The sequence below is a fragment of the Methylobacterium sp. A49B genome, from assembly GCF_053346215.1.
The window spans coordinates 1-24,202 of record NZ_JBKFBO010000148.1 but is presented as its reverse complement, the minus strand read 5'-3'; the positions used below and the strand labels follow the sequence as shown (position 1 = coordinate 24,202).

Below are 24,202 nucleotides of genomic sequence, written 5' to 3'. Positions count from 1 at the left end.
CTCAGTAGGAGCCGAACTTGAAGTTCAGGCCGGCGCGGGCGATGCCGCCCTCGGTCCGGAAGCGCGAGATGTAGCCGATGCCCGGTCCCCCGACGGAGCCGACGAGCAGGTTGTGGCTGCCGAGATCGTAGCGCAGATACTCGGCCTTGAGCGTCACGGCGCTGGAGCGGAAGAAGTTCAGGAACGAGTCGGTCGGCAGCGCGTACTCGATGCCGCCGCCGTAGGCGTATCCGGTGTCGATCCGCGAACGGCTGCCGAAGTAGGTGAGCGGGGCACCGGTCTGGAACCCGGCGCGCTGAGTCACGTCGCCGTAGGCGAAGCCGCCGGTGCCGTACACGAAGACGCGGTCGAAGGCGTAGCCGACGCGTCCCCGCACGGTACCGAGGAAGCTCAGATCCGTCCGGTAGGTGTTGGTCAGGACGTTCGGGTTGAAGGCGGGACGGAAGATCGACTGCACGCCGGTGCGCTGCAGATCCATGTAGGCGGCATCCGCCTCGACGCCGACCACGATGCCGGAGCCGGGGGTGAACTGATAATTGTAGCCGACCTGGCCGCCGGCGGTGAAGCCGTCCTGCGGCAGGCGGACGGCCGGGCTGCGCAGCAGGTTGTTCACGTTGCTCTGGAGGGCGCCGATGCCCACGGTCCGGATCGTGTCCGCCTCGGTGTAGGCGTAGCCCGCATTGATGCCGAAATACGCGCCCGTCCAGGTGAAGACCGGGACCGGCGTGAACACCGGCGGCGGCGCGGCCCGGCGCGGCAGGTCGGCGGCCGACGCGGCAGCCGTCATGGCGGCGAACGTGGCCAACGTGGCCAGAGACTTATTCATGTGGAAGAATCTCCCCCGTTTTCTCAGTATGGTCTGAACCTAACAGAAACATCCGAGAATCATGTGTCCGCGAAGTCACACCAAGATCGGGAAGCTGACCGGGTCCGATTTTTCGGCGTGTTGACCGGGAGACATTCCATCCGGGCGCCCGGTGCTATTGTCATCGACTTGTCGGGGCGCGGTAAACGGATCAGACGAGAGTTTAATCCGCGTTGCGACGGAGTGGCTCAGGAGACTGGATGGTCTGATCGGTCTCGTATCGGGCTGCGGACGACCGGGACGGTTCCGGCAATCGCCGCGACGGTGCGGCGCCCCACCGGGACCGCGATGGATTGTGGAAGTCCCGGTCGATCAGAGCCCGTTCAGTTGCTTCGTGAAAGATCGATCCTAGAACCTGATCCGGGACAATCAGGACGGCGATGTCGACCGCAGGCAACCAAACGCGAGGGCGCATCGGCTGGGACCTGCATCGGCAAAATCGCGCGTGACCCGGCACGGACTTCGCGACCATGGCTGATCCGCCCGCCGACCTCGTGGATCGGATCTACGAGGCCGCCGTGCTGCCGGAGTTCTGGCCGGCCGTTCTCGCCGACCTGGCCCGGTTCGGCGGGGCGGATGCGGGCGTGCTCTTCACGTCCGACCTCGACGGCTTCCGCTTCGTCGCCACTGCGGATTTCGCCGAGAGCGTCGACGCCTATATCGCGGACGGCTGGCTGACGCGCACGGATCGCACCGCGCGGCTGCTCGCCAAGCGCCATGCCGGATTCGTCACCGACCTTGACGTCTACACGCCGGATGAGTTCGCCCGCGAGCCCGTGTTCCGCGAGTTCTTCAATCCGCGCGGCTTCGGCATGGGTGCCGCCAGCGTCGTCACGGTTCCCACGGGCGACCAAGTGATCTTCGACGTGGAGCGCGCCCTCGCGCGCGGGCCGATCCCGCGGGACGCGGTGGCGCGCCTCGACGGCGTGCGTCCGCACCTCGCGCGCGCCGCCACCATGTCGGCGCGCCTGCACCTGCGGACGGTCCGCGCGGCGGCCGAGGCGCTCGAAGCCGTCGGGTTGCCGGCGGCCATCCTGGGGCGTCGCGGCCGCACGCTGGCGATGAACCGAAGCTGCGAGGAACTCCTGCGCAATCAGATCCTCGACGGCGCGCGCCTGGCTCTGGTCGATCCGGCGGCGGACCGGCTGCTCGCGCGCGCCCTGGCCGAGCTTCCGGTCGCGGCGAGTGCCGGGCCGCGCTCCATTCCCCTGGCCGCGCGCGACGGGCGGCCGCCCACCATCCTGCACCTGCTGCCGATCCGGGGTGCCGCCGCCGACCTGTTCGCGGCGGCCGAGGCGATCGCCGTATTCACGCCCCTGGTGGCCCGGCACGTGCCCGGCCTGTCGGTGCTCGAGGGCCTGTTCGATCTCACGGCCGCGGAGGCACGCGTCGCCCGCGGCATCGCGGCCGGCAGCACGGTCGCGGATCTCTCGGCGGCGTTCGGCACGTCGTCGGCGACCGTGCGCTCGCAGCTCAAGGCCGTGATGTCCAAGACCGGTACGGCGCGGCAGGCCGAACTCGTCCAGCTGCTCGCCGGCGCGGCCTTGCCGGACCGCTGATCCCCGGGCGGCCCGTCGTCCGGGCGCTTACGATATCGTTACCGGGTCTGCCTTACTCGGGGCGAAGCTCCGATGCCTGGGTCACGCATGCGCTCGATCTTCGCCGCCCTCTGCCTCGCCTGCGTCGCCACGGCCGCTTCCGCCGGGGAAGCGCGCATGGACGGTCCCGTCGTCGCGGGCAGCTTCGGGATGGGCGGGGCGGACTATTACGGCGACATGCACTCGCGCATGCCGTTCACCCGCGAGGAGCCGCCGCGGCCGATCGGCGTGGCCGATATCGAACGCGTCCGCGCCGCCCGCAGACGCGCCGACGTGCCGTCGCGGAAGCCGGTGCGGCCGACGCACGGGCGTCACGGCTGAGTCCGGCGACGGGCGGGCTCCGGCGCGATCCGGGCGGCGACCGCGCGTTACGCTTCGGCCTCGCTCGCGAAGACGCAGAGCCGTCGGCATCGTTCGAGTCGCTCAGTACCGGACGTTGGCGATGCCGCTTCCGCTGTGTCCTACGACGCTCTGGATCACCGCCTTGGTCGACGGGCTGATGCCGCCATCGCCGCGCAGCCGCCGGCCATCGGCCCGCTCGAGGCGCGCGACGTCGTCCGCGCACCGGTCCAGCGCGTCGCGGACCCGGGCCGACAGGGGCAGGCTCCGCTGCGCGGGGGCGCCGCTCATCTCGAACCGCAGACAGGAGGCCAGATAGCCCTTCAGGTCGTCGAAGGCGGCGGCCTGCGCGCCCGACGTGAGGAGGACGAACACCAGGACGGATCGGGCGAGCATGGGACGCTCCGGACGGAATCTGACGACAGGGACAACGCGCGAGCCCTGCTTTGGTGACCGGGGCACAATGCGGAAGCGGCGGCGGCTCCGCGGTGCGACCCCGCGGACATAAGGTCCGGTAGTTCCGATTTGTGGGCGGCTTCGACTGCAGTATCGGTATCGATACCGTTGCGTACCGAAAGAATTATGGGTCAAAATTTCCCCGGCGCCGCCGGATCACTCATGCCGCGCAGCGCGAACGGTCGGAATGGAATGGGATCGTACTTGCATGCCGCGCGAAGGACTGGAACAAGCCGACATCATTCGCCTTATCGATCGTTCAAATGCTACAATCCTCGACATTGGAACCAATAACGGGGATATGAGCGATAATTTTTCCAAATGGTTCCCCTATGGTCAGATCTTCGCCTTCGAGCCGGATCCCCGCGCCATCAGGAAGATGCGGGCGCGTAATCTCAGTCCGCGGATCCACCTGACCGAGAAAGCCCTGGGGCGCAGCGTCGGGACGGCAACCTTCCACCAGAGTTCCGGGCAGGATCTCGGCGCCGGCGTGATCGACCGCGAGACGGGCCAGATCGAGGAGTGGGACCAATCCGGATCCCTGCGCGCCCCGAAGGAGCATCTCGCGCTCTTCCCCTGGATCTCCTTCGACAAGAGAATCGACGTGGAGGTCACCACCCTCGACGCGTGGTGTGCCGAGACCAGGGTCAAGGACATCGATTTCATCTGGGCCGACGTGCAGGGGGCCGAGGAGGATCTGATCCTGGGTGGGATGCAGACGCTGCGAACCACCAAATATTTCTATACCGAGTTCTCCGATCGCGAGATCTACGAGAACGCGATTGGATTGCAGGGAATTCTGGATCTGCTGCCCGATTTCCAGGTCGTTGAAGTCTTCGAGCGAGACGTGCTCCTGTTCAACCGGCGTGCCTGGGGGTGACGCGGACTCCGCCCGCGGGGCGGCGATGCGGCAGCCTGTGAACAGCGCGGATAGCGGGGATGGCGGGGCCCGCCGTCAACACAGGTTGTTGCATTCGCCAAGCCATTAACACGTCGAGCTTTTTCCTCATGCATGGTGGACGCATGTCCCACGCCGCGAGCCCGCCATGCACTTCGAGATCCGCACCACCGGTAGACACCTCTGGACCTGGGTGCTGCTCGATGCGACGCACCTGACGGTCCTCGAATCGGACCGGACCTTCCCGTCCGAGACCCAGGCCTCGGCCGCCGCCCTGGCCTTCGCGAAGCTCGTGACCCGCGCGGGCAAGTCGCTGATCGGCGGCCCGCCCGGCGCCCTGGTCTGACCCGGCCGGCATTCCACCCTGCCCCGATGCGGGCAAGCGGCACTCGCGCGCCTGCGGACACCCGGCGCATGCGGCGCCGCGCGATCCGCGCCCCGTCCGCGTGGCCGCGCTGGACTGAGAGCCTGTTCGACCTCCACTCTCCTCGACCTGAGGTGCTGCGCAGCAGCCTCACAGGAGGTCTCCGGGCGTCGCGGCGGTCCCCGGAAGGCTCCTTCGAGGCCCGCCCTGCGCTCCGGCACCTCAGGATGAGGTTGGGGACTTGGATCCCCGTCGCAGTCGCCGGGACCGCCGCGTCGATCAGGCCGCCATGGGTGCGTAGCGCCGGTGGCCCTTCACGTCGAAGCGGTCGAGCATCATGACCTTGTCCCAGACCCGGACGAAGTCCGCCACGAATCGCGCCTGTCCATCGCTGCCGGCATAGGCGTCGGCGATCGACCGCAACTGCGCGTTCGAGCCGAAGACGAGGTCGCTGCGCGTCGCCGCGCGGCGCGGCTGGCCGGTGGCGCGGTCCTTCAGGACGAAGGTCATCGCCTCCGGATCGGCCTTCTCCCAGACGAGGTCGATGTCGGTGACCGTACGGAAGAAGTCCGTCGTCAGCACCCCGACGCGGTCGGTGAAGACCCCGTGCTCCGAGCCGTCGTGGTTGGCGTTCAGCACGCGCAGGCCCCCGGTGAGGACGGCCCATTCCGGCGCGGTCAGCGTCATCAGGTTCGCCTTGTCGAGGAAAAGCTCCTCCGGCGAGACGCTGCGGGTCATCTGCCCGAACCCGTCATCGACGTAGTTGCGGAAGCCGTCGGCCACCGGCTTCAGCCACTCGAACATCTCGATGTCGGTCAGCTCCTGCGTGGTGTCGACGCGGCCGGGGGTGAACGGAACCGCGACGGCGGTTCCGGCATCGGCGGCGGCCTTCTCCACGGCGACGCAGCCGCCCAGCACGATCAGGTCGGCGAGCGACACCTTCTTCCCGTCGCTGCGGCCGCCGTTGAACGCGGCCATCACGCCGCGCAGGGCCTCGACCACCGGCGCGGCGCGGCGGTTGACGGTCCAGTCCTTCTGCGGGGCGAGGGCCAGCCGGCCGCCATTGGCGCCGCCGCGCTTGTCGCTGTCGCGGTAGGTCGAGGCCGCCGAGAAGGCCGTGAAGGCGAGATCGGAGACCGGCAGCCCCGTCGCCGTGATCGCCTGCTTCAGCGCGGCGATCTCAGGCTCGCCCACCGGCGCGTAGGCCGCGTCGGGGATCGGGTCCTGCCACAGGAGACCGTCCTCGATCGTGACCTCCGGGCCGAGATAGCGGTGCTTCGGCCCCATGTCGCGGTGGGTGAGCTTGTACCACGCCTTGGAGAAGGCCTGGGTGAAGGCGTCGAAGTCGCCGAGGAACTTCTCGCAGACCTTGCGGTACGCCGGGTCGACCTTGAGGGCGATGTCCGAGGTCATCATCATCAGCGGATGCGTCTGGCCCGCGACATGGGCGTCGGGGGTCCGCGGCGCGTTCGGGTCCTTGGGCGTCCATTGCAGGGCGCCGGCGGGGCTCTTGGTCTGCTCCCACTCGAACTTGAAGAGGTTCTCCAGGTAGGCGTTGTCCCATTGCGTCGGGTCGGGGGTCCAGCTGCCCTCGATGCCGTTGGTCATCGTGTCCTTGCCGGCGCCGGTGCCCTTCGGATTGTGCCAGCCCAGCCCCATCGCCTCCATCGGCGCCATCTCGGGCGGCGGGCCGATCTCCTTGGCGGGCACCATGCCGTGGCTCTTGCCGAAGGCGTGGCCGCCCGCGATCAGCGCCACCGTCTCCTCGTCGTTCATCGCCATGCGGGTGAAGGTGACCCGGATGTCGCGCGCGGACGCCATCGGATCGCCGCTGGCGTAGGGCCCCTCGGGGTTCACGTAGATGAGAGACTGATGGGAGGCTGCCAGCGGGTTCTCAAGGTCGTAGTCGGCGTCGCCGTTCTTGGCCCGCCAGCGCTTGTCGCGGTTCACCATCTCGTCGAAGCTCGACACCGTGCCCATGTCGACGACCTCGGGCCCCCAGTAGGTGGCGTTGTCCGCCTCCCAGGCGTCGAGCCGCCCGCCGGCGAAGCCGTAGGTCGGCAGGCCCATGATCTCCAGGGCGCAATTGCCGGTGAGCACCATCAGGTCGGCCCACGACAGGGCATTGCCGTACTTGTGCTTGATCGGCTGCAGGAGGCGGCGCGACTTGTCGGTGTTGCCGTTGTCCCACCAGCTCGAGATCGGCGCGAAGCGCTGCATGCCGGTGCCGGCGCCCCCGCGCCCGTCGGCGATGCGGTAGGTGCCGGCCGAGTGCCAGGCCATGCGGATCATCTGGGGCCCGTAATTGCCGTAGTCGGACGGCCACCAGTCGACCGACGAGGTCAGGAACTGCTTGATGTCGCCCTTGAGGGCGTCGAGATCGATCGCGGTGAACGCGGCGGCGTAGTCGAAGTCCGGTCCCAGGGGATCGGCCGCCAGCCCGTTCTGGTGGAGGAGTTCGACCCGAAGGCGATGGGGATACCAGTTCTCCAGCGCCGGCCGGCCGCCGAAAGCGCCGCCGATCCGGTCGCCGCCGAACGGGCACCGGCCCTCCATCTCGAAAGTCGTCGTGTTGGTCTTGTCGATCGTCATCTCGTTCATCGAAGTTCCCCCGGGCGCGAAACCGATGTCGTGCGGCCGATGGCGTCGCCGGCCTCTTTCCCTGCACCGGTCGCCGACGACGGCGGGACGCTGCAGGCGGCCTCACACCTTCGGGAGCACTTCCCGCCGGGCCTGAAGCTGCCCGCGACATCTGGCGGTGCGCATCGGAATCAAGGGGCTGCCGATTTTGCCGCAGGCGTGGCCGTGGCCGGCGCCGGGTCCTGCATCGCCTCATGGATCGCCCGATTCTCGCGCGACTGTGATCATCCGCGAGCCGCTGTCCCGGCGCTGTCCCGATCCGGCACGGACGGGGCCTCGTCCGCTTGGCCCGCCCCGTGCTGTCCGAAGTGCCGGCCGCTGCCCTTCGACCAATGCGGCACGGCCGGCGCTGCGGTTTCGGGAAGGCCTTCGGTGTGTGACAGTCTCCGCCCCGCGCGCAGCCGCGCGACGCGACACAGGCCGGCCTCCGGCTCGGCGCGGATCGGCTCACCTCGCCGTGCAAGCACCGGTGTCGGCTTGTCGAGCGCGGCCCGGCCGGCGGTCAGGGAGACGTCCGTCCGCGCGGGGCGGCCGGCATGGTGACGGGACACATGCATCGCGATCGCCGCTCGATCCTGAAAGCCCTGGCCGCCACGGCCGCCGCGACGGCGACCGGCCTGTCGGCGACCCTGTCGGCCAGTCAGCCGGAGACGCCCGATCTGCGTCGCCGACACGACGCCGTGCCGTGGCAGGCCGACGACTTCGTCGGCCGCATCGGCGTCAACGTGCATCTGGCCCAGAAAGGCACCGTCTACGACCGGCATTTCGAGAGCTCGATCCTTCCGGCGATCGAGGATCTCGCGATCATGCAGATCCGGCAGGGCGTCTACAGCCCGGCGCCCGGCATCACCGACGTCCTGTACGGGCGCATGCGCGACCTGACGCGGATGGGCCGCCAGTTCTCGGTGGTGTGCAACGACCCGAGCGACCAGTACGTCACGACGCCTCCGTCGGCGCTGCCGCGGATCCACGACCTCTGCGGGGGCGCGATCGACATCGTCGAGGGCGGCAACGAGCCCGCGCTCCTCGCCGACCCGGTCCGCAACCCGACCCTGTCGTGGCTGCATCAGCGCGCGCTTCACGAGACCGTCCGCCGGGACCTGCCCGGATCCCGGATCGCGGTGGCCTCGCCCAGCTACATCCAGGGCAACATCGCCCTCGCGAGGCCCCTGGCGGGGTTCGCGGAGCGATCAAACCTGCACCCCTATCCCGGCATGGAGCACCCCGAAACCCGGGGGCCGGGGCGCCTCGGCGGCTTCCGCGAGGCGATGATGCCGGTTTGCGGCGCGGTCGACAGCATCATCACCGAGACGGGCTACCACACGGCGCTGGCGACCGCGTCGGCCCATCTGCCGGTCTCGGAGCCGATCCGGGCGCGCTACATGCCGCGCCTGCTGCTGTTCGCGTATCTCGCCGGCATGCGGCGGACCTACCTCTACGAGCTCCGGTCGAGCTTCGGCCGCGGCGATGCCGATCCCGAATCCGCCTTCGGGCTTCTGACCCATGACGGCGGGCAGACCGCGACCTACCGGGCCGTCAAGCGTCTCATCGCCCTGTTCTCGGGCCCGCGCGCGGCGGGGCGAAGCCCGCCGGTCGCGCGGGCGGCCCCGTTCCGCATCACCACGGCGGGCGACCATCAGGACGTTCAGGGCGCCGCCTTCCGGCGCGGCGACGGCGTAGTCCTGCTGCCGCTCTGGCTCGGCGTTCCCGGCTGGGATCCGGCGACCCGGACGGCGCGAGCCCCCGTCGAGCGCCGCCTGCGGCTCGAGGACGGAGTCGGGCGGAACGCGGTCGTCGCGCACCGGTTCGACGATGAGGGTGACGTCCGGGCCGAGCCGGTCGCCCTCGACGGCGGAACCGGCGAGATCCGCGTGTCCGACCGCCTCACCGTCCTGGAATTCGCCGCCTGAAGCAGCCCGCTGTCTCGGCACGCGGGCCTTTATCCAGTGATGAACGGCCGCGCGAGGTGCGGTGCAGGGTCCATGTAAACCTTAATTATCTCATTTAATTGATAGAATTAGGAGCGATTATTATTCTCGACCGGCTCGATGACATTCGCGGTCCTGAATGGCTGCGTCCGCGGACGATGAGTTGATTGCCATGCCCTTGCTCGGATCGATCGCCGGCCGCGTCAAAGGGCTTCGTCCGGGGGGCGGGGACCGGGCGAAGAAGCCGCCCGGCGGCTCTGACAATCTGGCCGAGATCCTGGCGGCCCATGGCGGGATCGGGCCGGGATTTCACTTCCTCCGCCACGCCCTCTCCGTCGCGATCCTCGCGCACCATTGCCGCGTCGCGGTCATCGGGGGCGCCAGCCCAGCTCAGGCCGCCCTGGAGAACGGCGCCGCCGCGGGCGTGACGACGGCCCTGGGCCACGGCAAGGTCCTGGGCGGATTCCTGCAGCCGGGCCTGTTCGCTCTTGTCGGCCTGTTCTTCGCCCTGAGCGGCTTCCTGATCGCCGGCAGCGCTCTGAGGACCGGCAGGGTCGGCCCGTTCCTGGCCAACCGGTGCCTGCGCATCGTGCCGGCCCTCACCGTCGAGGTGACGCTCTCGGCGCTCGTGCTCGGCCCGTTCTTCACGACCCTGCCGCTCAACCAGTACTTCGCGGACCCGATGCTGCTGAACTATTTCGGCAACATCGTCGGCCACGTCGCCCTCGAACTGCCGGGCGTCTTCCAGAACAACCCGTGGCCCTCGATCGTCAACGCCAACCTCTGGACGCTGCCGCCCGAGTTCTGGTGCTACCTGATCATGCTCGGACTGATGCTGAGCGGCGTGCTGGCGACGCCGGCGCGCTTCACCCTGGCGGTCGCCGGGATTTCCGCGGTGGCGCTGGGCCTCGGCCTGTACGATCCGGCCCGCTTCACGGTGCGGCACGACAACACGCACTTCGCCACGTGGTACATCGTGCTGATGTTCTTCTTCGGTGCGGCGATGTTCCTGAACGCGCGGCGCGTGATCGTCAGCTTCCCGCTCTTCCTGGCCTGCGGGACGTTGTACTACGTCCTGATGCTCGGTGACGTCCTCGGGGTCGTCAGCGGCATGCTGCTCACCTACTGCATGGTGTATGTCGGCATGCAGGGCTTCGCCTGGTTCGACCGGGTGGTGAAGAAGGACCTCTCCTACGGGATCTACCTGTACGGCTTCCCGCTGACGCAGGCCACCGTCGCGGTCCTGATCCCGCATCTCGGCGGCGTCTCGAAGGGGCTCGCCTACGCGGTGATGTTCCCGCTGGTGCTGGTCCTGACCGGATCCTTCGCGTCCCTCTCCTGGGACTACATCGAGAGGCCCGCCCTCCGTCTCCGGCGCCTGCTGGTGCGCCGGCCGCGACCCCGGGCCGCGATCGCGTGACCGACGGCCCCCCGAGGGACCGAGCGCAGGGGCTAGCGGAAGAGCTTGCCGCTGCTCAGGATGGCGCTCCTGTAGCGCTCCGCGTTCAACTGGCGGCCCGAGGGGTCGAGAACCTCGACGTCGTTGTAGCCCGCATCCAGCCATCGTCGGGCGAGGACGATCGCGCTGGCCGCGCGGGCGCGGGTCTGCTGGATGAAGCCCCGCTGCGCGTGGGCGGTGATGACGTATTGTGAGGTCTGCGGAACAGTCTCTGTCATGCCTCGAATCTGACCGGCGACGGTGCACCGGCGCAAGATCGCAGGTTAAGAGATCGCGCGTGGCGGCGACTTCCGGAGCGTTGGTCCGGTAGCGGACCGCGGGGTGCGATCCGGACAGACCGGTCCGCGCTGATGCAGCGCGAGGGGCGGGCGAGACGCTGCCGGCAGAGCCGGGATGTTTCCGGCGGTCTCGAACGTCTATCCCGTGGGGCCGCAGCGCGCTGCTCGGGAGCAGGGCGGCGCGCCGGGCTCCGGATTGGCCTCGCACGGCGGTGATCCCGATGTCGCGCGAAACGCTCGTTCCCTTGATCCTCGCGGGCCTGTTCACGCTCGGCTGCGTCGGCATCCACCGCGCGCGCCGGCATCCCGATGCCGTCACGTTCGGGCTGGTTCTCCTCCTGGGACTTCTCGCCACCGTGTATGTCGGGCAGCACGTGGCGCTGGATGCCCGCCATCCGTCCTGGCAGCACGAGGCCTCGCACCCTTTGGTGCCGCTGCCCGCGAATCCGATGATGTGACGGGCATCGCGTCGCGTCCGGCTGCCCCGATCGCGCGGTTCCACCGCGCCGCCGCGCGGCATCCGGAACGCCGGGCTGACGCAGCTTTTCTCCGACCTGCCTCATAGAGTCTCGGCCAAGCTCCGGAACGGGTCGATAACCGGCACGGCTTGACGTGTCCGCTTCCGCGGGAACGTCTCGACCGTCGGGCGCAACCCCAGAACCGGGGCCTTGCTGACGATCAGGAACAGCAAGGACAGCGTGATCGGCTGCGGGGACGCGGCGCTCCCGCTCCCCTGTCGCGAGGGTAAGACCGATCCGGGTTCGGCACTGCCATAGCCGATGGGGCGCTGCCCGGACGTATCGCATCCCCGGATTAAAGCGGGCGTCCCGACGTCTACCCTTTCAGAACGAGACCACCTTCGCCCCGCCGGCCGCCGCCGAGCGGGGCTCTCTTTGACGCAGCCGGGTCCCGCGCGGTGCCCATCATCCGCTTCGGATTAAGCGGGATCCGCCAACGTCTACGCTGGGTCAGGCGGCGTCCCGGCCCGCCATCAGCGTCGTCAGCGTCCTCTCAGGAGTCAATCTGTGCGTTCATATGTGCTCGGCGTGATGCTTACCGTGCTGATCCCGCTCTCGCTCTCGGCGCAGGCCCAGGAGGCCGGAGACGCGGCCGCCGGCGAGAAGGCCTTCGCTCCCTGCAAGGCGTGCCACAACTTCCAGAAGAATGGCGTCGGCCCGGATCTCAAGGGCGTCGTCGGCCGCAAGGCCGGCACCTACGAGGGTTACAACTACTCCGCGGCGCTAAAGAATTCCGGGATCACCTGGGACGAGGCCAACCTGCACGAGTGGCTGAAGAACCCGAAGGCGAAGGTCCCGGGCAACAAGATGATCTTCCAGGGCTATACGGACGACAAGAAGATCAACGACGTGATCGCCTATCTCAAGACGCAGTCCTGACGCCGCGTCCGTTCGAGGCGCCATCGTCCACCCATCGGCGGCGCCGGCTCGGCACCGTCTTGGCCCGCCCGGTCCACCGCGGCGGGCCTTTCGCGTCGAGCCTCCGCCGCGCGAGGCCCGTTCGTGCTCCGGATCGAGGCCGGCGCGGGATGCCGGCCCGGCCGAACGCGGCCGCCGCGCCGACAACGTCCGCAGACTGTGCCGTTGCAACGTGAGATTTTGTGACGACAATCCGACTCCCGGCCGGAGGACCAGGGAGCTGACATGCGGCGCGGATCGGTCTTGCTCGTGCTGGCTCTGTCCGTCGCCGCGCCGTGGACGCTTCGCCCTTCGGCAGTCTCGCTTTCCTGCCCCGGCGGCCATATCCGAACCTCCGATGGCCGTCAGGGCCTCGCGCGATCCGGTCGAGAATGTTGAGCGACACAACGGTCTTCCGGCGCTGTCGATCGGTTTGGGGTTCGGCGGATGAACGGCCATCGCTTCCGGGCGCGATCACGATCGCCGATGTGCGTTACGTCCCGGACGGCGCGCCTGTCCCGTGGGGATTGTACAAGGGCGACCAGCGCATCTACGAAGTCGCCGATGCCGTCGCCACCGGTGCCGCCCGCTTCGGTTTCGACGGCGAGGCGGACGCCGCGGACGGGCCGTATCTCTATGTCGGCCTGCTGATCCTCCACTACGGGCACTTCATCATCGACACCCTTTCCCGGCTCTGGCCCATGCTCGTCATGACCGGGCGCCGGCCGAAGATTCTCTGTCATCGCCTCGAGGCATTTCCCGAAGGTCCGGAACACGCGTTCCTGTACGCGATGCTGTCCGGTCTGGGGATCCGGCGCGCGGACGTCGTGAGCTTCGACCGGACGACGCGGATTTCGCAGGTCATCATGGCGGAGCGAAGCTTCCACGAGCGATCGCATGTCCATTCGATCTTCGGAGATCTGTGCAGGACAGTCGGTCAGGCATCTTGGCCGACCGCTTCCGGTGCCGCACCCGAAAGGCCCGTCTACCTGTCGAAGACGAAGCTCAGCTCGGGGATGAACTGTCTCGTCAACGAAGCGAAGCTCGAATCCGCGTTGAGCCGCCTCGGCATCGACATCGTCTATCCGGAAGATCTGAGTTTCGGGGCGCAGGTGTCGTTGCTCGCAGCCCGCGGGCCGATCCTCGGGCCGACCACGTCGGCCTTTCACACGGCCGCGTTCTCCGCGCCGGGACGGCGCATCATCGGCTTGAACTGGAGCTATCAGATCAACTCGAATTTCCTGCTGTTCGACACATTCAATCACACGCAGGCTTACTATTATTGGATCTTCAAAACAGAGTATTCGGACGTCAGCAATTTCGGTGTCGGTTGGGCCATCCCCGATCCGGAGCGCGTGGCGCATGAACTGCTCGAACGCGTGGCGCACTTCGACACCCTCGACCAGCTTGATGCCGCCCAGGAGGCGCGGCGTGCGCGCAGGGAGCGCCGCTGGACGCATCGGCTCAGCGCGTGGCGCCGGACATTCAAGGAGCGGTTCGGGGGCGGCGTGCACGACTAGGGCGCCCGGGACCGATGCGGATGCCGTGCCGGCGCATCGGACGCGCAGCAAGATCCGCTGGGACGTAGGGATCCTGTCCGGCGGTCCTCGCTCGGCCGCTTCTACTTGCCGGAGCGTCTCAGCAGACGAGGCCCGAACACGAGGAGGATGGCCTGGCCGAGATAGGCGCCCTGGAGCGTGGCATTCACCTCAAGGCCCCGTTGCAGGACCGTCAGGAAAGGTCGGGCGTGCAGGGCGCCCTCGATGCCGATCGCGGTGGAGAACACCATCGTGATGACAGCGAGGCTGAACCAGTTGAGCCACCGCGCGATGATCATCCCGATCGTTGCCGTCAAGAGATAGATCATGCCGGGCGTGCCTGTTTGATCTGCTTCCGGGGTTCCCCGTATCCCGATCGGCAAGCATCGGGAAGCGATGATGCGGCGATTGTCTCCCCGACACGCTCGCGAGATCAATATTTACTGACGGAATTATCAGCTCTTTAGGAGTAAAACGGAAACATAGGACAGGGTGGTCAGCAGCAGAGAGCAGACGAACGTGACGGCGACGCGAACAGACAGCGAAGAGGGCACAGGAGACATCTCCGAGCGCCGTCCTGAAGCACGAAGTCTCATAAGGCGAGGGCTCCATCCGAGGACGGTCGAGAAGCATCGAGGAATATAGCGCGCGCGTGGGGAGATTGGACTTACTCGCTACGGAAGCAAAGCTGAGAACGGCATCATCACCGTGTCCGTCTACGGATGCGACAATTCGCCTCACGGATGTGGCGCGCGGTTCGATCCGGCGTCGCTCCGCGACCCGACCGTCTCCGGCGCCATTCCCTCGGTAGGCCCCCCGTATGCCTCTCGGCCATCGGTCACGATGAGTGTCCGACCTGAGCTGACACGATCCGGTAGCATGGTCAGCGCGTCGCATCGCCCTCTTTTGATGGCTTGGCCGGGCCTCCGTCAGAGATCCGGTTCATCGACGGTCGCGGCGGCCGGCTCGCACGCGGGCGCGTCTGCCGATCCCGAGACAGGATGCGTGCCTTGGCCGGGCATGCGCGCGCGCCGCGGTCATTCCCGGCCCGGGGTAGGGCGATCGCAGATCGGGCACAGGATCGGGCACGGGGCGGATGCCGCGATTGCATGTATAGGGAGCACGTGTGTGTGCGTTACGAGTGCGGCGACAACTATGTTGGATCCCTTCATCCGAAAGTTGTCGCTCCGCGCGCATCTGGACCGGGATGATGTCGCGGCGCTGGAGCGAGCGATCCGCGACATCTCACGGGTCGAGGCCGGTCGTGATCTTGTGACGGAGGGGAGTGCCCCGGGGGGCGCCTGCATCATCCTCGACGGCTTTGCCTGCCGCTACAAGCTCGTGCCCGACGGCGGCCGCTCGATCCTCGCCTACCTGGTCCCGGGCGACGGCTGCGATCTGCACGCATCCCTTCTCAACCGCGCCATCAACTCCGTCGCGACGCTGACGCACTGTACGATCTCGTCGGTCCCGTATCGCGCGATCAAGGAACTGGCCGCGGCTCGCCCCAACATCTACCGCGCTCTGTGGTGGTCCGTTCTGGTCGATGGGGCTGTGCTGCAGGAATGGCTGGTGGGGATCGGGCGTCGCTCCGCCGACAAGCAGGTCGCCCATATCCTCTGTGAACTCCTCACCCGGCTCAGGGCCGTGGACCTCGGCACGGAGGCCGATTACCGGCTCCCGCTGACGCAGGCCGAGCTGGCCGACACGGCCGGTCTCTCGAATGTGCATCTCTCCCGCGTGCTCGCGGACCTGCGCAACGCGGGTTTGATCACCAGCGGACGCAAGAGCATCAGCGTACCGGACCTGGGCCGCCTGTGCGATTTCGCGGACTTCAAGCCTGACTACCTGCTCCTGCCGGCGGCCGAGAAATCGTCCGAGGAGCTTGGAAGGTTGCCCGGCATGACGAAGATCGTGTGCTGACCGGGCCCCCGGCTCAGCTCATGGGCCTGTGCCGCTCCTGAGCCTCCTGCTGGGCGAGCCTGCGGCCAGCTCCATCAGCAGCGCATCCGCCCCCGCGCCTTCAGGTCCGGTTCCGGGAGCTGAGCCAGCGCCTGTCGCGCCGCCAGAAGGTGCTCCGCCGCCTGTTCCAGGGGCGGCCTGTGGGCGGCATGCTCGCCCGTCGACAGGGTGAGCCTGCCGGTACGTGACCATGAGATGTCCCCGGGGATGCCCCGGCCACGCACCGGGCGACCCGCGGCATCGCGCACGGTGTCGCCGCGGTCCAGCACCCAGCGCGTGACGCCATCGGCCGAGAGGACCTGGTGCTCGGCGACGACGGGTCTGGGTTGTCCTCTCAGCGCCACCGCTCCTTCATGCAGGCCAGGATGTAGACCGTCCGCACGCAGCGGGTCTGGGCCTCGGGGGAATGCGCCTTGCCCATGCACGCATCCATCCCCGACGTGAGAAGCCAGTGATCGATGTCCTTGCCGGACTCGCAGGTGAAGATCGGCTGGAAACCCTCGAAGCGGCTCATCTGCCAGAAGATGGCGACGAACGACAACAGGCAGAACGCGCCGACCAGAAGCTTGCTGTCGTAGAACCAGTGCCGGCGTTCGGCAGTTGTGGCCGCGCGCTCGCTCACCGCTGCACGGGATTCGGCAACAGGATTGCGGCTCGGGCCCCGACGCGCGTGCGCAGGCGCTTCCCGGCTGCCAGCACCGCGGTCACGGGCATGTTGGCGCGGAGCGTCCCGACCGCGTCGGGCGTCCGCCCCGTCGTGGCCTGATGGGCCGCTGCCGCGCTGCCGGCCTGAACGGCATCGAACGCCCGATCGGAGATCAGAGCGACCTTGCGCGGCGCGGTTGAGGCGGGATGGGCAGCCATGCGAGCCCGTGGGTGCAGTCCGCTGATCGGAATCCAGGTTCGGCGAACCTGACGACAAGACGTTAAACGATCGCTTGTCCGATAGACTATCACTCGGCCCCTGCAGGTCGAGTGGTGGGCGCGACAGGGATCGAACCTGTGACCCCTACCATGTCAACTTTGTTACCGCAACGGAACGTGCGGAAATCATTGGGCTTTTGCTGAGCGGCCAGAGGGGAAAATGCCGTGATGTTCACTGCCCGTTCACGGTTTTCGGGTTCGCCGAACCTGAGAGCACTAATTAACATGCGTCCTCCGGGGCGCGACCGTCTCCAGCCCCTCGTCCAGTTCCAGGCTCGCTGCGGCGCCGCGCAAATGGTTCGGTGAGAAGCGGGCATAGATCCGGCGGGTGGTGGCGACGTTCTCGTGGCCCAGGTACGACCGGATCTCCTCCATGTCGATCCCGGTCTCAGCCATGCGGACCGCGGCGCTGTGCCGGAGAAGGTGAGGGTGGGTGTGCTGCAGGCCGGCCGCCTCGGCCGCGCTGGACAGCCCTTTCTTCACCGACCGGACCCGCTGCTTGTTCCACTCGATCACGAAGGGTGAGCGCGCCCCGGCCTGAGCGGCGAGGAGACGCGTCTTCAGCGTGCGCGTCATCGGCACGATCGCCCTCCCCTTGTGCGGGATGACGATCTCTGGGTCCTCCAGATCAATCTTCTCGCGCTCGAAATCGCACCGCTCCCAGGTGAGGCCCAGGATGGCCCCTGCCCTGCCGGCGGTCGCGTAGGCTACGTGGACGAACAGCTCCAGGTGCGGCGCCTTGCAGGCTCCGGCGAGCCGCCGAACCTCGTGGGCGGTGAGGTGGCGCTCTTTCCGCTTCACGGCGGCGGGTCGCTCGATGTCGGGCGCTTGGCTGATCAGCTTGTGCTTAAGCGCCCACTTCACCACCATCCGGAGCCGACCGAGCTCGGTGATGATCGTGCCGTCCTTCCGGCCGGCGGCGCGGCGCTCGGCGATGTGGGCCCGGCAATCCGCGATCTCGATCGCTTCGGCGTCCATGGTGCCGAAACGCGCTGCGAGCGCCTTCCACTCGAACGGCATCACAGTGGCGACCGGCCTCCCCTTCTTGTCGAGGAGGTAGGCGTCCCAGAGCTCCTTTACGGTCTTGCCTTGGGGGCGGACGGCGTGGGCGTATACCGCCGGAGCACGTCGCCTGGCCTCCGCCTCATCGCCGGTGCCAAGGCGGTGACGTTTCCGCTTCCGCTGGCCGTCGACGGTGACCCAGAAGCTGAGGACGCATTCTCCCTTGAGCCGTCCGATCTCGTAGGGCTCACCATCATCGCGCATTCCGCTTCCTCCACGGCGGATCGGGGAATCCGCAGCAGCTTGCCACCGAGGCGAAAGTGCCTGAGCGCGCCGCGGTTGACCATGTTGCGGACGTGCTTCTCGGAGCAGCCCCACTCCTCCGCGACCTCGCGTGGCGTCAGGATGTCAGGACGCATCGCCCCTTCCCCGCTCCTTGAGCCCAGCGAGCGCCGCTCGGCCAGCATCTGTGATGGCCCACGCCCGGAAGCCGCCATCGGCGCGCCAAGTCACGACGTAGCCGGCACGGTCTAGGGGCCGAACCTCCGGCATCTCGCTGGCCGCGACCATGTTGCCGCCGCTCAGGCTCAGGCCTTCCAAGATGCGGATCTGCGGTTCGGTGAGACTCGTCATGCCGCACTCGCGATGTCGAGCGCGCGATTTGCGTCGAAAGCAGTCAAAGAAACAAAGCCGAGCTTAATAACCTGAGAGGTATTCAAAATTCCGGCTTGCCGGAGTCTACCCGTGATTGCATTTCCCGAAAACGAGTTGCGCCCTCGAGCGCTGCAGAGTGGGGAACTCTTTTTCAGTGGCACGCCGGGAAGTTGCGACTGCCTCGTGTGGGACATCAACCGAGACGGGGCTATGATCCAAGTTGATCCCGACGAGGCGCCTCCGGACAGCTTTCGCCTAGTTTCTGGAGGTCTCTTTCTCAACCAGCTTTGCGAGGTAATCTGGCGCAATGGGCAAAGCATCGGCGTGAAGTTCGCCACCTGAACATTGCGCTCACCCATGGCGCCCCTCCCCGAACCGCGGCTCGCGCAACACGGCGGCTTCGACCGGGTCGCCGTAGAGCCGAAGCGCACGGGCAGCGATGCTACCTCCGGACTGCTTCAGGTCGCGCAGCCGCTCACGGTGCTCCTCATCGGTCGCGGCCTTCGCCAGCTTGAAGTCGGAGATCTTCGCCTCGCCCGGCGGCCAGCCGAGCCAGGACAGGTAGCCGGTCGCCGGGTCGGCCCAGACCCACGTGTCGCCGGACGGCTTGTGCAGGATGCTGTCGCCGGTGCGGAAAGGCGGCGTTCCGCCTCCGTTCGGTGCATTGGGCAACTTCCTGCCCGTTTCCGGAAACGACTTTCCGTCGGTTGCCGCGGTATTCTGGTTGACGCGAGTCATGGGCGGGGCTCCGGCGTGCGAGGGAAGAGATTGGGTTGACCGGCCCGGAGATGCCGTCTCCGGCTGGCGTTCACCGCGCGATGCGGCCGGTCCCAAGCGTTGTGACAGCACTGGCAAAGCGCCCGCAGGTTGCTCGGGTCGTTGTGGCCAGGATCCTGGTCCATGTGCGCGATGGTCGGGACGACCTTCGACCGCGTCTCCGGATGTAGCTCCCCGTTGACCGCCCGGCGCCCGGGAAACTGCGGCGTGCCGTCGCCGGCAGCCGCGCGAAGCCCGTCCGAGAGCTTGCGGGCCTCGGGACGACCCATGATGAAGCGGGCGGTGATCGGCGCGCCCTCTATCGAGAAGGCGATCGCGAGCTCGACGCCGGCGCAAGTGGGCACCGCGTCGATCGTCCAATCAGTGCCGTCGGGCAGGATAGATTGGAACGGGCTCATGCGCCTTGAACCCGAAGTTCGCCGAACGCGATCAAGGTTAATGTCCGCTGTTTATAGAACAGGAATAGCGGTCTTAATCCTTCATATAGACACAACGACCATCGTCGTGACTGCGAACCCTGCTTATTGCGAGTAGTCATGGCCCACGAGAGACGGCGAGCTCCGCGTACGGACACGGATATGACCGGACGGATCGTGCCCGGCGTCGGCGTGCCGATGGGCTGTCGCGTTAGGGATCGCTCGGGTACTGGCGCCCAGCTACGCGTCAACAGCGTCTTCTGGATCCCGGACACGTTCCGCCTTGAGATCCCGCTGACTGGAGAGGAGCTGCAGGCGCGTGTGGTGAGGCGATCGGCCGGCAATCTCGGGATAGCAATCGAGTAGTCCATCACGCCATCCCCATGGCTTGCATGTACAGCTCCAGGATGGCCTCCTGCTCCAAGCGCTCGCTGTGATCCTGGTTGCGGATCCGCAGGATCGTGCGCACTGTCTTGGCGTCGAAGCCGCGGCCTTTAAGCTCGGCGAACACCTCCTTGATGTCGCCCATAATGCCGGCCTTCTCTTCTTCCAGTCGCTCCAGGCGCTCGATGAACTGCTTCAGCTCGTCGGCGGCGACGCCCTCGGCTGAGGAGACGTCGCCTGAGGTGGACAGGCCGGCGTTCACTAGTTCGCCTCCCGAGCGCCGGCCTCGATGACGACAGGCGGCGCCCAAGCGCGACGTGCTAGGTAGCGATCGGCCACACGTGCAAACCGGATCTCCCGGACCGCTTCGACCGCTGCCTCGGCCTCGCGCCGGCCGGGCGGATCTCCCTTCAGCGGCAGACCCCGTATCAGTGCCCGGGCAGGGTCGCGGTAGGCGTGGACCTCCGCCTCCGTGAAGCCTTGCTGAAACAGGTGGGCGACGGTGCAGGCGCCCTCCGGACCGTTCTTTCGCTCGACCATGAGCCGGGCCATGCGGAAGATCTGGGCGCGGGCATCCGGAGCCTTGCGGGCGGCGTGGACGAGAGACGGCGACGGCATGGGCGGATCTCCTCAAACGCACAGGGGATGATCAATGGGCGATGGGATGCTGCCGGGCCTCCACAGCACGGGCCGGGCGTGATCCGGGATCCTCGACCGGCCCCGCGCCATCGGGTGCATCGGCGCGCCATCTGCCGTGAGCCCGAAGCAGTGCACGTCGGGCCACGGCTCCTCGCCGGTGGTGATCTCTTCGAGCACGTGGTCGACGAACGCGGGGTCCCAGGCACCGGCGCCCCAGCAGGCAACCACAAGCGCGGCCGCCTTGGCTTCACCGACCAGCAACGGCAGATTGTCGAAGTGGATGCGGTCGCGTGCGTACCAGTCCGGGCCGTTGCCCATAAACTGCGCCCAGGCTCGGCACTCGGCCGGCGACGAAGTGCGCAGCGGGTAAAGGTTGACCGCGGTGAACCCGCCGTAGCCCCAGGACCGGGCGAAGTGGATCCAGCGGCGCACCGTCGGGTCGTCCTGACGGTGGTCCGCAGTCGAGGGGTTCAGCCCAATGAAGCACACGCGCCCGCCCTCGCTAGACCAAGTGCGGGTCAGCGTGAAGCGATAGGCGCCGCATCGGGACAGGTTCGCCGAGCGGGCGATTGTGTCGGCGAAGGGGACGCCGAACAGATCGCGAGTGGCGAGGGCAGTCGCGCTCATGCCGCCCCCGCGTTGTCGAGCGCGTCGGCCGGGGCGTGCTTGCGCAGGCCACGGAACAGCTGGACGACCCGGCTGCCGTCTTGCCGCTCAATCAGGACGTTGTGCGGGGGCCGTCGGCGGCCCCAGCTGGAGCCGTCCAACCTGCCGACCGGCGTGGACGGACCGGCGCCGGTCTTGCCCCAGCGGATCAGCACGCGGACGGGCGAGCTCGCTTCGAGGTAGGTGCGGCCGATCATCGACGCACCTGCGCCGTCATGTCTCTACATACATTATTACAGCCAAAATTTGGCTTTAAGTTCTTTTTAATTCGCGAAAATAATAATGCCGCGGAGCGGAGGCGCCATTTATGATTAGCGTTTCGACTAGTAACTATTTCACGATGCTCCGCGCGGCACAGCTGCAGGCGGTGCGGGAAGGGTTGCCGAGCGATAGCCGGCGATCCGTACCCGTCGCCATCGAGGAACACGTGCCCCCACCCGCGACGCAGAGCGTCAACACACGGGTTACCCAAATCATCAACGTGTTGATCTGATGTGATTATCCCCTTCGAGGATCGAATTGTGATGCAGGATCGCCGCGAGAGTCGACAGGAAGCAACGAGCCTGCTGGTATATGTTCTCACTACGAGGGGACGCATGCCGTGCACGATGGTCGATCGTTGTGAAAGAGGTGCGCAGCTAAAGGTCCTCAATCCGCTCGATCTTCCCGAGACCTTCACCCTCGTCATAAAGGAGAGTGGCGAAATCCGGGATGTCCATGTCACGTGGCGACAGCATAACTCAATTGGTGTGACGTTCGCATAGTGCTTCACGCCCGCCCCTCCTCGAACCCCGGCTCGCGCAGCACGGCGGCGAGGCGGCGGTATGTGGCCGCGCGCTGAGCCTGTGCGATCGCGCGCTTTTCGGATGAGCACCAGACGGCATCTTTCCCGGTTGCCTCGGCTTCGGCATCGAGAGCAGCGGCAATCAAGGCTGGGTCCACGTTCGGAGCGAGGGCTACCGACCTGACCCTTTCGGCGATTGCGCGTGCGGTGGCCGCCAGGACGAAGAGCTCATGCCGCGAGTAGCGCACGTCGCCCGCGAGATCCCGAGAATTCCCGAGAATGCTAAGCAGCGCATCGACCGTTCCGCCTCCGTTCGGCACATCGGGCGACCTGTGGCCCTCATTTGATCCGTTGCTGCCGTCGGTTGCCGCGGTGTTCTGGTCGACGACGTTCATGGGCGCACCTCCTCGCCGAACAAATCCCCTTTGGCGCCCTCGGCATCGGCCTCGGCGCGGAGCTTGCTAGCGATCGACTGCATGAGTGCTGTCTGGCGCTCTGCGAGCTGCCGCGTCATGCGACCGGCCTCGACCCAACGTGGGTAAGCGCGCTGTCGCTGGCGGACCTCGTGTTCGGCGCATTCGGCGAGTTCGGCAGCTGTGAAGCCGTCGCGCGTCGTTTTGCTGTCGGGCATGGGACTGCTCCGCAGCTCAGGGCGATGCGCACAGCCAGGCGCGCGGCTACGCGCTCGAACTGAAACCGAAGGGGCTGGGCGTGCTCAAAGGCTTTATGCGCGAGGGTGCGCTTCGGCGCTGGGCGCCGTGGATCGGTGCTGCACTGCTGGTTTTGGTGGCGGTGGCGCTTGCGATGATCGTGTGAGTGTCTGAGCGTGCATTGGATGCGTTTCAGTGCACGAGCAGGCGCGACATTGGGAAGCTTTCTGGCGGGACCAACTGCTAATCCGTTGGATGGCGGGAACCTCGTCATTGGCGCCCCCTTGTTACTCTGTTACGCAAACATTCCATGGCCTCGTACCCGTAGATTGGGTCCTCATGGACGCGAATTCTGATCAGCCAGGGGATGACACTGAATTGGCGCTCGACATGATCGGGCGTGCGTACCTCGCGCTCGCAATTCTGTTCGAGACCACACATCCGGGCGAGTTCGAGCAGGCGCAGGCGCGCATCCACGCGTTTGTCGAAGCCAACCTGCGCTTGATCGCGGAGAAGAACGATGCGGGTGGCGGCGTGCCCGACGGCGTCGCGACACGCGTTCACGGCATTCTCACCGACATCGAGCGGGAGGTCGCCGCCATGATCCGACCGAGCGGATCGCTGGATACCTGACGCTGACAGCCGCACCGCCGAGCGAGCGAAGGCTATCGCTGTTGCAACTTGGCCATATGAATACGAAATGCCGACGCGGCGAGGCGCTAGGCGAATATCGAGCCGCGCTTCCAATCGACAGTTATCCACAGCCATGCTAGGCCGCTTCACCCTCGGCTCGGCAGACCAAAAGCGACGATGAGCAGTATCGAGCGGGACGAGACAGGCGATATTGCGCTGCGACTGATTGCACGCGCCTATCACGCGTTGGCCGTATTCTATGAGATAAAGAGTCCTACGGATTACGATTACTTCAATCGGCGCATCATGCCTTATCTGATGGAGACTGTCCGCGCCGACGGGATCCTCGATGGAGATCACGCAGTCCGAACGGCGCGTGCTGTCGAGCGCGTCCGCGTTATCCTCACAGAGGTCGAAGGCGAAATCGCGTCGATCCGGCAGCAGGCGCTGAGCCAGAATTGAGCGCCCAATAGCCTCGCTGCTCGTGGTACAATGGCTGACCTGGTGGTTCCCTTGATCTCGGCAGCCGTCTTCGTTGGCGTGGGCTGGCTGATCGTCCATGCCGGCAGCCATTACGATGACGCGATCCGGCACACACTGACCGTCTTCGCGCTGGTGACTGGTCTGCTGGTGCTGATCGGTGTGACCGCGAAGCTGCGATCCCTGATGACTGTCGGTCGGATGTCGCACCGGATAGAGGCACGGTCGCAGATCGATCCGCCGAAGTCGGTCCGCGCGGTGCGGAAGCTCGATGCGGGGCTGAACCCGTAGCGACGGCCCGCTCATACCCCCTCCCCCGCGCTCACCCGCTCCCCGAACGCGGGGTCAAGTGTGGTGCGAGGCACCACGGCCGATGCAACAATCCACGAAATCTTAGCGACACTGAGCTTAGCCATAAGGCTGTCCCAACGGAGCTGATCACCGGCCGCCGCA

At 67.0% G+C, this 24,202-nt stretch carries 32 protein-coding genes and 1 pseudogene; 14 read left to right on the top strand and 19 right to left on the bottom strand.

Annotation, left to right across the window (positions count from 1 at the left end):
• Position 1: 1 nt before the first annotated feature.
• Positions 2–826 carry an outer membrane protein gene (locus ACLBX9_RS31005; RefSeq protein WP_447721613.1) on the bottom strand — a complete coding sequence of 275 codons (825 nt, stop codon included), beginning with the start codon at positions 824–826 and terminating at the stop codon, positions 2–4.
• Positions 827–1,335: 509 nt separating this feature from the next.
• Here ACLBX9_RS31005 and ACLBX9_RS31000 point away from each other — a divergent pair.
• Both ACLBX9_RS31000 and ACLBX9_RS30995 read left to right on the top strand, forming a co-directional pair.
• Positions 1,336–2,424, top strand: a complete 1,089-nt coding sequence (locus ACLBX9_RS31000) for a helix-turn-helix transcriptional regulator (RefSeq protein ID WP_447721612.1) — start codon at positions 1,336–1,338, stop codon at positions 2,422–2,424.
• Between the two features lie 72 nt (positions 2,425–2,496).
• The gene (locus ACLBX9_RS30995; RefSeq protein WP_244625491.1) at positions 2,497–2,784 is read left to right on the top strand and encodes a hypothetical protein; all 288 of its coding nucleotides are present in this window, start codon (positions 2,497–2,499) and stop codon (positions 2,782–2,784) included.
• Between the two features lie 102 nt (positions 2,785–2,886).
• Here ACLBX9_RS30995 and ACLBX9_RS30990 read toward each other — a convergent pair whose 3' ends face one another.
• Positions 2,887–3,198 (bottom strand): hypothetical protein, encoded by a 312-nt coding sequence (locus ACLBX9_RS30990; protein WP_447721611.1) that lies wholly within the window; start codon positions 3,196–3,198, stop codon positions 2,887–2,889.
• Between the two features lie 268 nt (positions 3,199–3,466).
• Between ACLBX9_RS30990 and ACLBX9_RS30985 the strand changes: the two genes are divergently transcribed.
• Positions 3,467–4,138 (top strand): FkbM family methyltransferase, encoded by a 672-nt coding sequence (locus ACLBX9_RS30985; RefSeq protein ID WP_447721610.1) that lies wholly within the window; start codon positions 3,467–3,469, stop codon positions 4,136–4,138.
• 166 nt (positions 4,139–4,304) lie between these two features.
• Positions 4,305–4,502, top strand: coding sequence for a hypothetical protein (locus tag ACLBX9_RS30980; protein ID WP_447721609.1), 198 nt, complete (start codon positions 4,305–4,307; stop codon positions 4,500–4,502).
• A gap of 297 nt (positions 4,503–4,799) precedes the next feature.
• On the opposite strand, the gene katG is transcribed toward ACLBX9_RS30980, so the two are convergent.
• Positions 4,800–7,121, bottom strand: coding sequence for a catalase/peroxidase HPI (katG, locus tag ACLBX9_RS30975; protein WP_447721608.1), 2,322 nt, complete (start codon positions 7,119–7,121; stop codon positions 4,800–4,802).
• A 590-nt stretch (positions 7,122–7,711) separates the two neighbouring features.
• Between katG and ACLBX9_RS30970 the strand changes: the two genes are divergently transcribed.
• Together ACLBX9_RS30970 and ACLBX9_RS30965 are read left to right on the top strand one after the other, a co-directional pair.
• Positions 7,712–9,070: a hypothetical protein gene (locus ACLBX9_RS30970; protein WP_447721607.1), complete on the top strand. Its 1,359-nt coding sequence runs from the start codon at positions 7,712–7,714 to the stop codon at positions 9,068–9,070.
• Between the two features lie 190 nt (positions 9,071–9,260).
• Entirely contained in the window at positions 9,261–10,508 is a 1,248-nt protein-coding gene (locus ACLBX9_RS30965; RefSeq protein WP_447721606.1) for an acyltransferase family protein, read from the top strand.
• A 32-nt stretch (positions 10,509–10,540) separates the two neighbouring features.
• Here ACLBX9_RS30965 and ACLBX9_RS30960 read toward each other — a convergent pair whose 3' ends face one another.
• Positions 10,541–10,765, bottom strand: coding sequence for a hypothetical protein (locus tag ACLBX9_RS30960; RefSeq protein WP_447721605.1), 225 nt, complete (start codon positions 10,763–10,765; stop codon positions 10,541–10,543).
• A gap of 281 nt (positions 10,766–11,046) precedes the next feature.
• On the opposite strand from ACLBX9_RS30960, the gene ACLBX9_RS30955 reads away from it, so the two are divergent.
• The 3 genes from ACLBX9_RS30955 (at position 11,047) to ACLBX9_RS30945 (ending at position 13,760) form a co-directional block, all read left to right on the top strand.
• A complete protein-coding gene (locus ACLBX9_RS30955) occupies positions 11,047–11,283 on the top strand; it encodes a hypothetical protein (RefSeq protein ID WP_010685954.1) in 237 nt (78 codons plus the stop codon).
• Positions 11,284–11,850: 567 nt separating this feature from the next.
• Positions 11,851–12,222, top strand: coding sequence for a c-type cytochrome (locus ACLBX9_RS30950; protein WP_010685955.1), 372 nt, complete (start codon positions 11,851–11,853; stop codon positions 12,220–12,222).
• Between the two features lie 410 nt (positions 12,223–12,632).
• Complete coding sequence (locus ACLBX9_RS30945; RefSeq protein ID WP_447721604.1) at positions 12,633–13,760, top strand: glycosyltransferase family 61 protein; 1,128 nt, start codon at positions 12,633–12,635, stop codon at positions 13,758–13,760.
• Between the two features lie 101 nt (positions 13,761–13,861).
• On the opposite strand, the gene ACLBX9_RS30940 is transcribed toward ACLBX9_RS30945, so the two are convergent.
• Positions 13,862–14,107, bottom strand: coding sequence for a hypothetical protein (locus tag ACLBX9_RS30940; protein ID WP_010685957.1), 246 nt, complete (start codon positions 14,105–14,107; stop codon positions 13,862–13,864).
• Positions 14,108–14,957: 850 nt separating this feature from the next.
• Between ACLBX9_RS30940 and ACLBX9_RS30935 the strand changes: the two genes are divergently transcribed.
• A complete protein-coding gene (locus ACLBX9_RS30935; RefSeq protein ID WP_447721603.1) occupies positions 14,958–15,701 on the top strand; it encodes a Crp/Fnr family transcriptional regulator in 744 nt (247 codons plus the stop codon).
• A gap of 74 nt (positions 15,702–15,775) precedes the next feature.
• Here ACLBX9_RS30935 and ACLBX9_RS30930 read toward each other — a convergent pair whose 3' ends face one another.
• The 8 genes and pseudogenes from ACLBX9_RS30930 to ACLBX9_RS30895 all read right to left on the bottom strand — a co-directional run bounded on the left by ACLBX9_RS30930 (position 15,776) and on the right by ACLBX9_RS30895 (position 19,495).
• A complete protein-coding gene (locus ACLBX9_RS30930) occupies positions 15,776–16,084 on the bottom strand; it encodes a hypothetical protein (RefSeq protein WP_447721602.1) in 309 nt (102 codons plus the stop codon).
• Positions 16,075–16,362: a hypothetical protein gene (locus ACLBX9_RS30925; protein WP_447721601.1), complete on the bottom strand. Its 288-nt coding sequence runs from the start codon at positions 16,360–16,362 to the stop codon at positions 16,075–16,077. The genes ACLBX9_RS30930 and ACLBX9_RS30925 overlap by 10 nt, the downstream gene beginning before the upstream one ends.
• Entirely contained in the window at positions 16,359–16,604 is a 246-nt protein-coding gene (locus ACLBX9_RS30920) for a hypothetical protein (RefSeq protein ID WP_447721600.1), read from the bottom strand. The genes ACLBX9_RS30925 and ACLBX9_RS30920 overlap by 4 nt, the downstream gene beginning before the upstream one ends.
• Positions 16,605–16,880: 276 nt before the next feature.
• Positions 16,881–17,930, bottom strand: a complete 1,050-nt coding sequence (locus tag ACLBX9_RS30915) for a tyrosine-type recombinase/integrase (RefSeq protein WP_447721599.1) — start codon at positions 17,928–17,930, stop codon at positions 16,881–16,883.
• A 17-nt stretch (positions 17,931–17,947) separates the two neighbouring features.
• Positions 17,948–18,085 (bottom strand): annotated as a pseudogene (locus ACLBX9_RS30910) (helix-turn-helix domain-containing protein); the annotation flags it as partial.
• Entirely contained in the window at positions 18,075–18,299 is a 225-nt protein-coding gene (locus ACLBX9_RS30905) for a hypothetical protein (protein ID WP_447721598.1), read from the bottom strand. The pseudogene ACLBX9_RS30910 and the gene ACLBX9_RS30905, both read right to left, overlap by 11 nt.
• 372 nt (positions 18,300–18,671) lie before the next feature.
• The gene (locus ACLBX9_RS30900; protein ID WP_447721597.1) at positions 18,672–19,058 is read right to left on the bottom strand and encodes a hypothetical protein; all 387 of its coding nucleotides are present in this window, start codon (positions 19,056–19,058) and stop codon (positions 18,672–18,674) included.
• Positions 19,055–19,495 (bottom strand): hypothetical protein, encoded by a 441-nt coding sequence (locus tag ACLBX9_RS30895; RefSeq protein WP_447721596.1) that lies wholly within the window; start codon positions 19,493–19,495, stop codon positions 19,055–19,057. The genes ACLBX9_RS30900 and ACLBX9_RS30895 overlap by 4 nt, the downstream gene beginning before the upstream one ends.
• Before the next feature lie 138 nt (positions 19,496–19,633).
• Here ACLBX9_RS30895 and ACLBX9_RS30890 point away from each other — a divergent pair, with 138 nt between their 5' ends.
• Complete coding sequence (locus ACLBX9_RS30890) at positions 19,634–19,879, top strand: PilZ domain-containing protein (protein WP_447721595.1); 246 nt, start codon at positions 19,634–19,636, stop codon at positions 19,877–19,879.
• Positions 19,880–19,883: 4 nt separating this feature from the next.
• Here ACLBX9_RS30890 and ACLBX9_RS30885 read toward each other — a convergent pair whose 3' ends face one another.
• The 6 genes from ACLBX9_RS30885 to ACLBX9_RS30860 all read right to left on the bottom strand — a co-directional run bounded on the left by ACLBX9_RS30885 (position 19,884) and on the right by ACLBX9_RS30860 (position 22,617).
• Complete coding sequence (locus ACLBX9_RS30885; protein WP_447721614.1) at positions 19,884–20,147, bottom strand: DUF2312 domain-containing protein; 264 nt, start codon at positions 20,145–20,147, stop codon at positions 19,884–19,886.
• A gap of 11 nt (positions 20,148–20,158) precedes the next feature.
• The gene (locus tag ACLBX9_RS30880) at positions 20,159–20,515 is read right to left on the bottom strand and encodes a hypothetical protein (RefSeq protein WP_447721594.1); all 357 of its coding nucleotides are present in this window, start codon (positions 20,513–20,515) and stop codon (positions 20,159–20,161) included.
• Between the two features lie 12 nt (positions 20,516–20,527).
• Positions 20,528–21,163 carry a DUF1643 domain-containing protein gene (locus ACLBX9_RS30875; protein ID WP_447721593.1) on the bottom strand — a complete coding sequence of 212 codons (636 nt, stop codon included), beginning with the start codon at positions 21,161–21,163 and terminating at the stop codon, positions 20,528–20,530.
• Entirely contained in the window at positions 21,160–21,399 is a 240-nt protein-coding gene (locus tag ACLBX9_RS30870) for a hypothetical protein (protein ID WP_447721592.1), read from the bottom strand. The genes ACLBX9_RS30875 and ACLBX9_RS30870 overlap by 4 nt, the downstream gene beginning before the upstream one ends.
• 571 nt (positions 21,400–21,970) lie before the next feature.
• Positions 21,971–22,381, bottom strand: a complete 411-nt coding sequence (locus ACLBX9_RS30865) for a hypothetical protein (protein ID WP_447721591.1) — start codon at positions 22,379–22,381, stop codon at positions 21,971–21,973.
• Positions 22,378–22,617 (bottom strand): hypothetical protein, encoded by a 240-nt coding sequence (locus ACLBX9_RS30860; RefSeq protein WP_447721443.1) that lies wholly within the window; start codon positions 22,615–22,617, stop codon positions 22,378–22,380. Before ACLBX9_RS30860 ends, ACLBX9_RS30865 begins: the two co-directional genes overlap by 4 nt.
• 397 nt (positions 22,618–23,014) lie before the next feature.
• Here ACLBX9_RS30860 and ACLBX9_RS30855 point away from each other — a divergent pair, with 397 nt between their 5' ends.
• From ACLBX9_RS30855 to ACLBX9_RS30845, 3 genes are all read left to right on the top strand, one after another.
• Complete coding sequence (locus ACLBX9_RS30855) at positions 23,015–23,269, top strand: hypothetical protein (protein ID WP_447721444.1); 255 nt, start codon at positions 23,015–23,017, stop codon at positions 23,267–23,269.
• Positions 23,270–23,446: 177 nt separating this feature from the next.
• Positions 23,447–23,731, top strand: a complete 285-nt coding sequence (locus ACLBX9_RS30850; RefSeq protein WP_447721445.1) for a hypothetical protein — start codon at positions 23,447–23,449, stop codon at positions 23,729–23,731.
• 51 nt (positions 23,732–23,782) lie between these two features.
• On the top strand, positions 23,783–24,040 hold the full coding sequence (locus tag ACLBX9_RS30845) for a hypothetical protein (RefSeq protein ID WP_447721446.1): 258 nt from the start codon (positions 23,783–23,785) through the stop codon (positions 24,038–24,040).
• Positions 24,041–24,202 lie beyond the last annotated feature (162 nt).

What these genes read in the sequence shown, in the direction of transcription:
- ACLBX9_RS30960 (WP_447721605.1), bottom strand. Translation starts at nt 10,765, where the DNA reads ATGACAGAGACTGTTCCGCAGACCTCACAATACGTCATCACCGCCCAC.
- ACLBX9_RS31005 (WP_447721613.1), bottom strand. Translation starts at nt 826, where the DNA reads ATGAATAAGTCTCTGGCCACGTTGGCCACGTTCGCCGCCATGACGGCT.
- ACLBX9_RS30980 (WP_447721609.1), top strand. Translation starts at nt 4,305, where the DNA reads ATGCACTTCGAGATCCGCACCACCGGTAGACACCTCTGGACCTGGGTG.
- ACLBX9_RS30945 (WP_447721604.1), top strand. Translation starts at nt 12,633, where the DNA reads ATGTTGAGCGACACAACGGTCTTCCGGCGCTGTCGATCGGTTTGGGGT.
- ACLBX9_RS30990 (WP_447721611.1), bottom strand. Translation starts at nt 3,198, where the DNA reads ATGCTCGCCCGATCCGTCCTGGTGTTCGTCCTCCTCACGTCGGGCGCG.
- ACLBX9_RS30890 (WP_447721595.1), top strand. Translation starts at nt 19,634, where the DNA reads ATGGCCCACGAGAGACGGCGAGCTCCGCGTACGGACACGGATATGACC.
- ACLBX9_RS30920 (WP_447721600.1), bottom strand. Translation starts at nt 16,604, where the DNA reads ATGGCTGCCCATCCCGCCTCAACCGCGCCGCGCAAGGTCGCTCTGATC.
- ACLBX9_RS30955 (WP_010685954.1), top strand. Translation starts at nt 11,047, where the DNA reads ATGTCGCGCGAAACGCTCGTTCCCTTGATCCTCGCGGGCCTGTTCACG.
- ACLBX9_RS30860 (WP_447721443.1), bottom strand. Translation starts at nt 22,617, where the DNA reads ATGCCCGACAGCAAAACGACGCGCGACGGCTTCACAGCTGCCGAACTC.
- ACLBX9_RS30875 (WP_447721593.1), bottom strand. Translation starts at nt 21,163, where the DNA reads ATGAGCGCGACTGCCCTCGCCACTCGCGATCTGTTCGGCGTCCCCTTC.
- ACLBX9_RS30900 (WP_447721597.1), bottom strand. Translation starts at nt 19,058, where the DNA reads ATGACTCGCGTCAACCAGAATACCGCGGCAACCGACGGAAAGTCGTTT.
- ACLBX9_RS30970 (WP_447721607.1), top strand. Translation starts at nt 7,712, where the DNA reads ATGCATCGCGATCGCCGCTCGATCCTGAAAGCCCTGGCCGCCACGGCC.
- ACLBX9_RS30995 (WP_244625491.1), top strand. Translation starts at nt 2,497, where the DNA reads ATGCCTGGGTCACGCATGCGCTCGATCTTCGCCGCCCTCTGCCTCGCC.
- ACLBX9_RS30870 (WP_447721592.1), bottom strand. Translation starts at nt 21,399, where the DNA reads ATGATCGGCCGCACCTACCTCGAAGCGAGCTCGCCCGTCCGCGTGCTG.
- ACLBX9_RS30985 (WP_447721610.1), top strand. Translation starts at nt 3,467, where the DNA reads ATGCCGCGCGAAGGACTGGAACAAGCCGACATCATTCGCCTTATCGAT.
- ACLBX9_RS30850 (WP_447721445.1), top strand. Translation starts at nt 23,447, where the DNA reads ATGAGCAGTATCGAGCGGGACGAGACAGGCGATATTGCGCTGCGACTG.
- ACLBX9_RS30905 (WP_447721598.1), bottom strand. Translation starts at nt 18,299, where the DNA reads ATGACGAGTCTCACCGAACCGCAGATCCGCATCTTGGAAGGCCTGAGC.
- ACLBX9_RS30880 (WP_447721594.1), bottom strand. Translation starts at nt 20,515, where the DNA reads ATGCCGTCGCCGTCTCTCGTCCACGCCGCCCGCAAGGCTCCGGATGCC.
- ACLBX9_RS30915 (WP_447721599.1), bottom strand. Translation starts at nt 17,930, where the DNA reads ATGCGCGATGATGGTGAGCCCTACGAGATCGGACGGCTCAAGGGAGAA.
- ACLBX9_RS31000 (WP_447721612.1), top strand. Translation starts at nt 1,336, where the DNA reads ATGGCTGATCCGCCCGCCGACCTCGTGGATCGGATCTACGAGGCCGCC.
- ACLBX9_RS30940 (WP_010685957.1), bottom strand. Translation starts at nt 14,107, where the DNA reads ATGATCTATCTCTTGACGGCAACGATCGGGATGATCATCGCGCGGTGG.
- katG (WP_447721608.1), bottom strand. Translation starts at nt 7,121, where the DNA reads ATGAACGAGATGACGATCGACAAGACCAACACGACGACTTTCGAGATG.
- ACLBX9_RS30865 (WP_447721591.1), bottom strand. Translation starts at nt 22,381, where the DNA reads ATGAACGTCGTCGACCAGAACACCGCGGCAACCGACGGCAGCAACGGA.
- ACLBX9_RS30965 (WP_447721606.1), top strand. Translation starts at nt 9,261, where the DNA reads ATGCCCTTGCTCGGATCGATCGCCGGCCGCGTCAAAGGGCTTCGTCCG.
- ACLBX9_RS30895 (WP_447721596.1), bottom strand. Translation starts at nt 19,495, where the DNA reads ATGAGCCCGTTCCAATCTATCCTGCCCGACGGCACTGATTGGACGATC.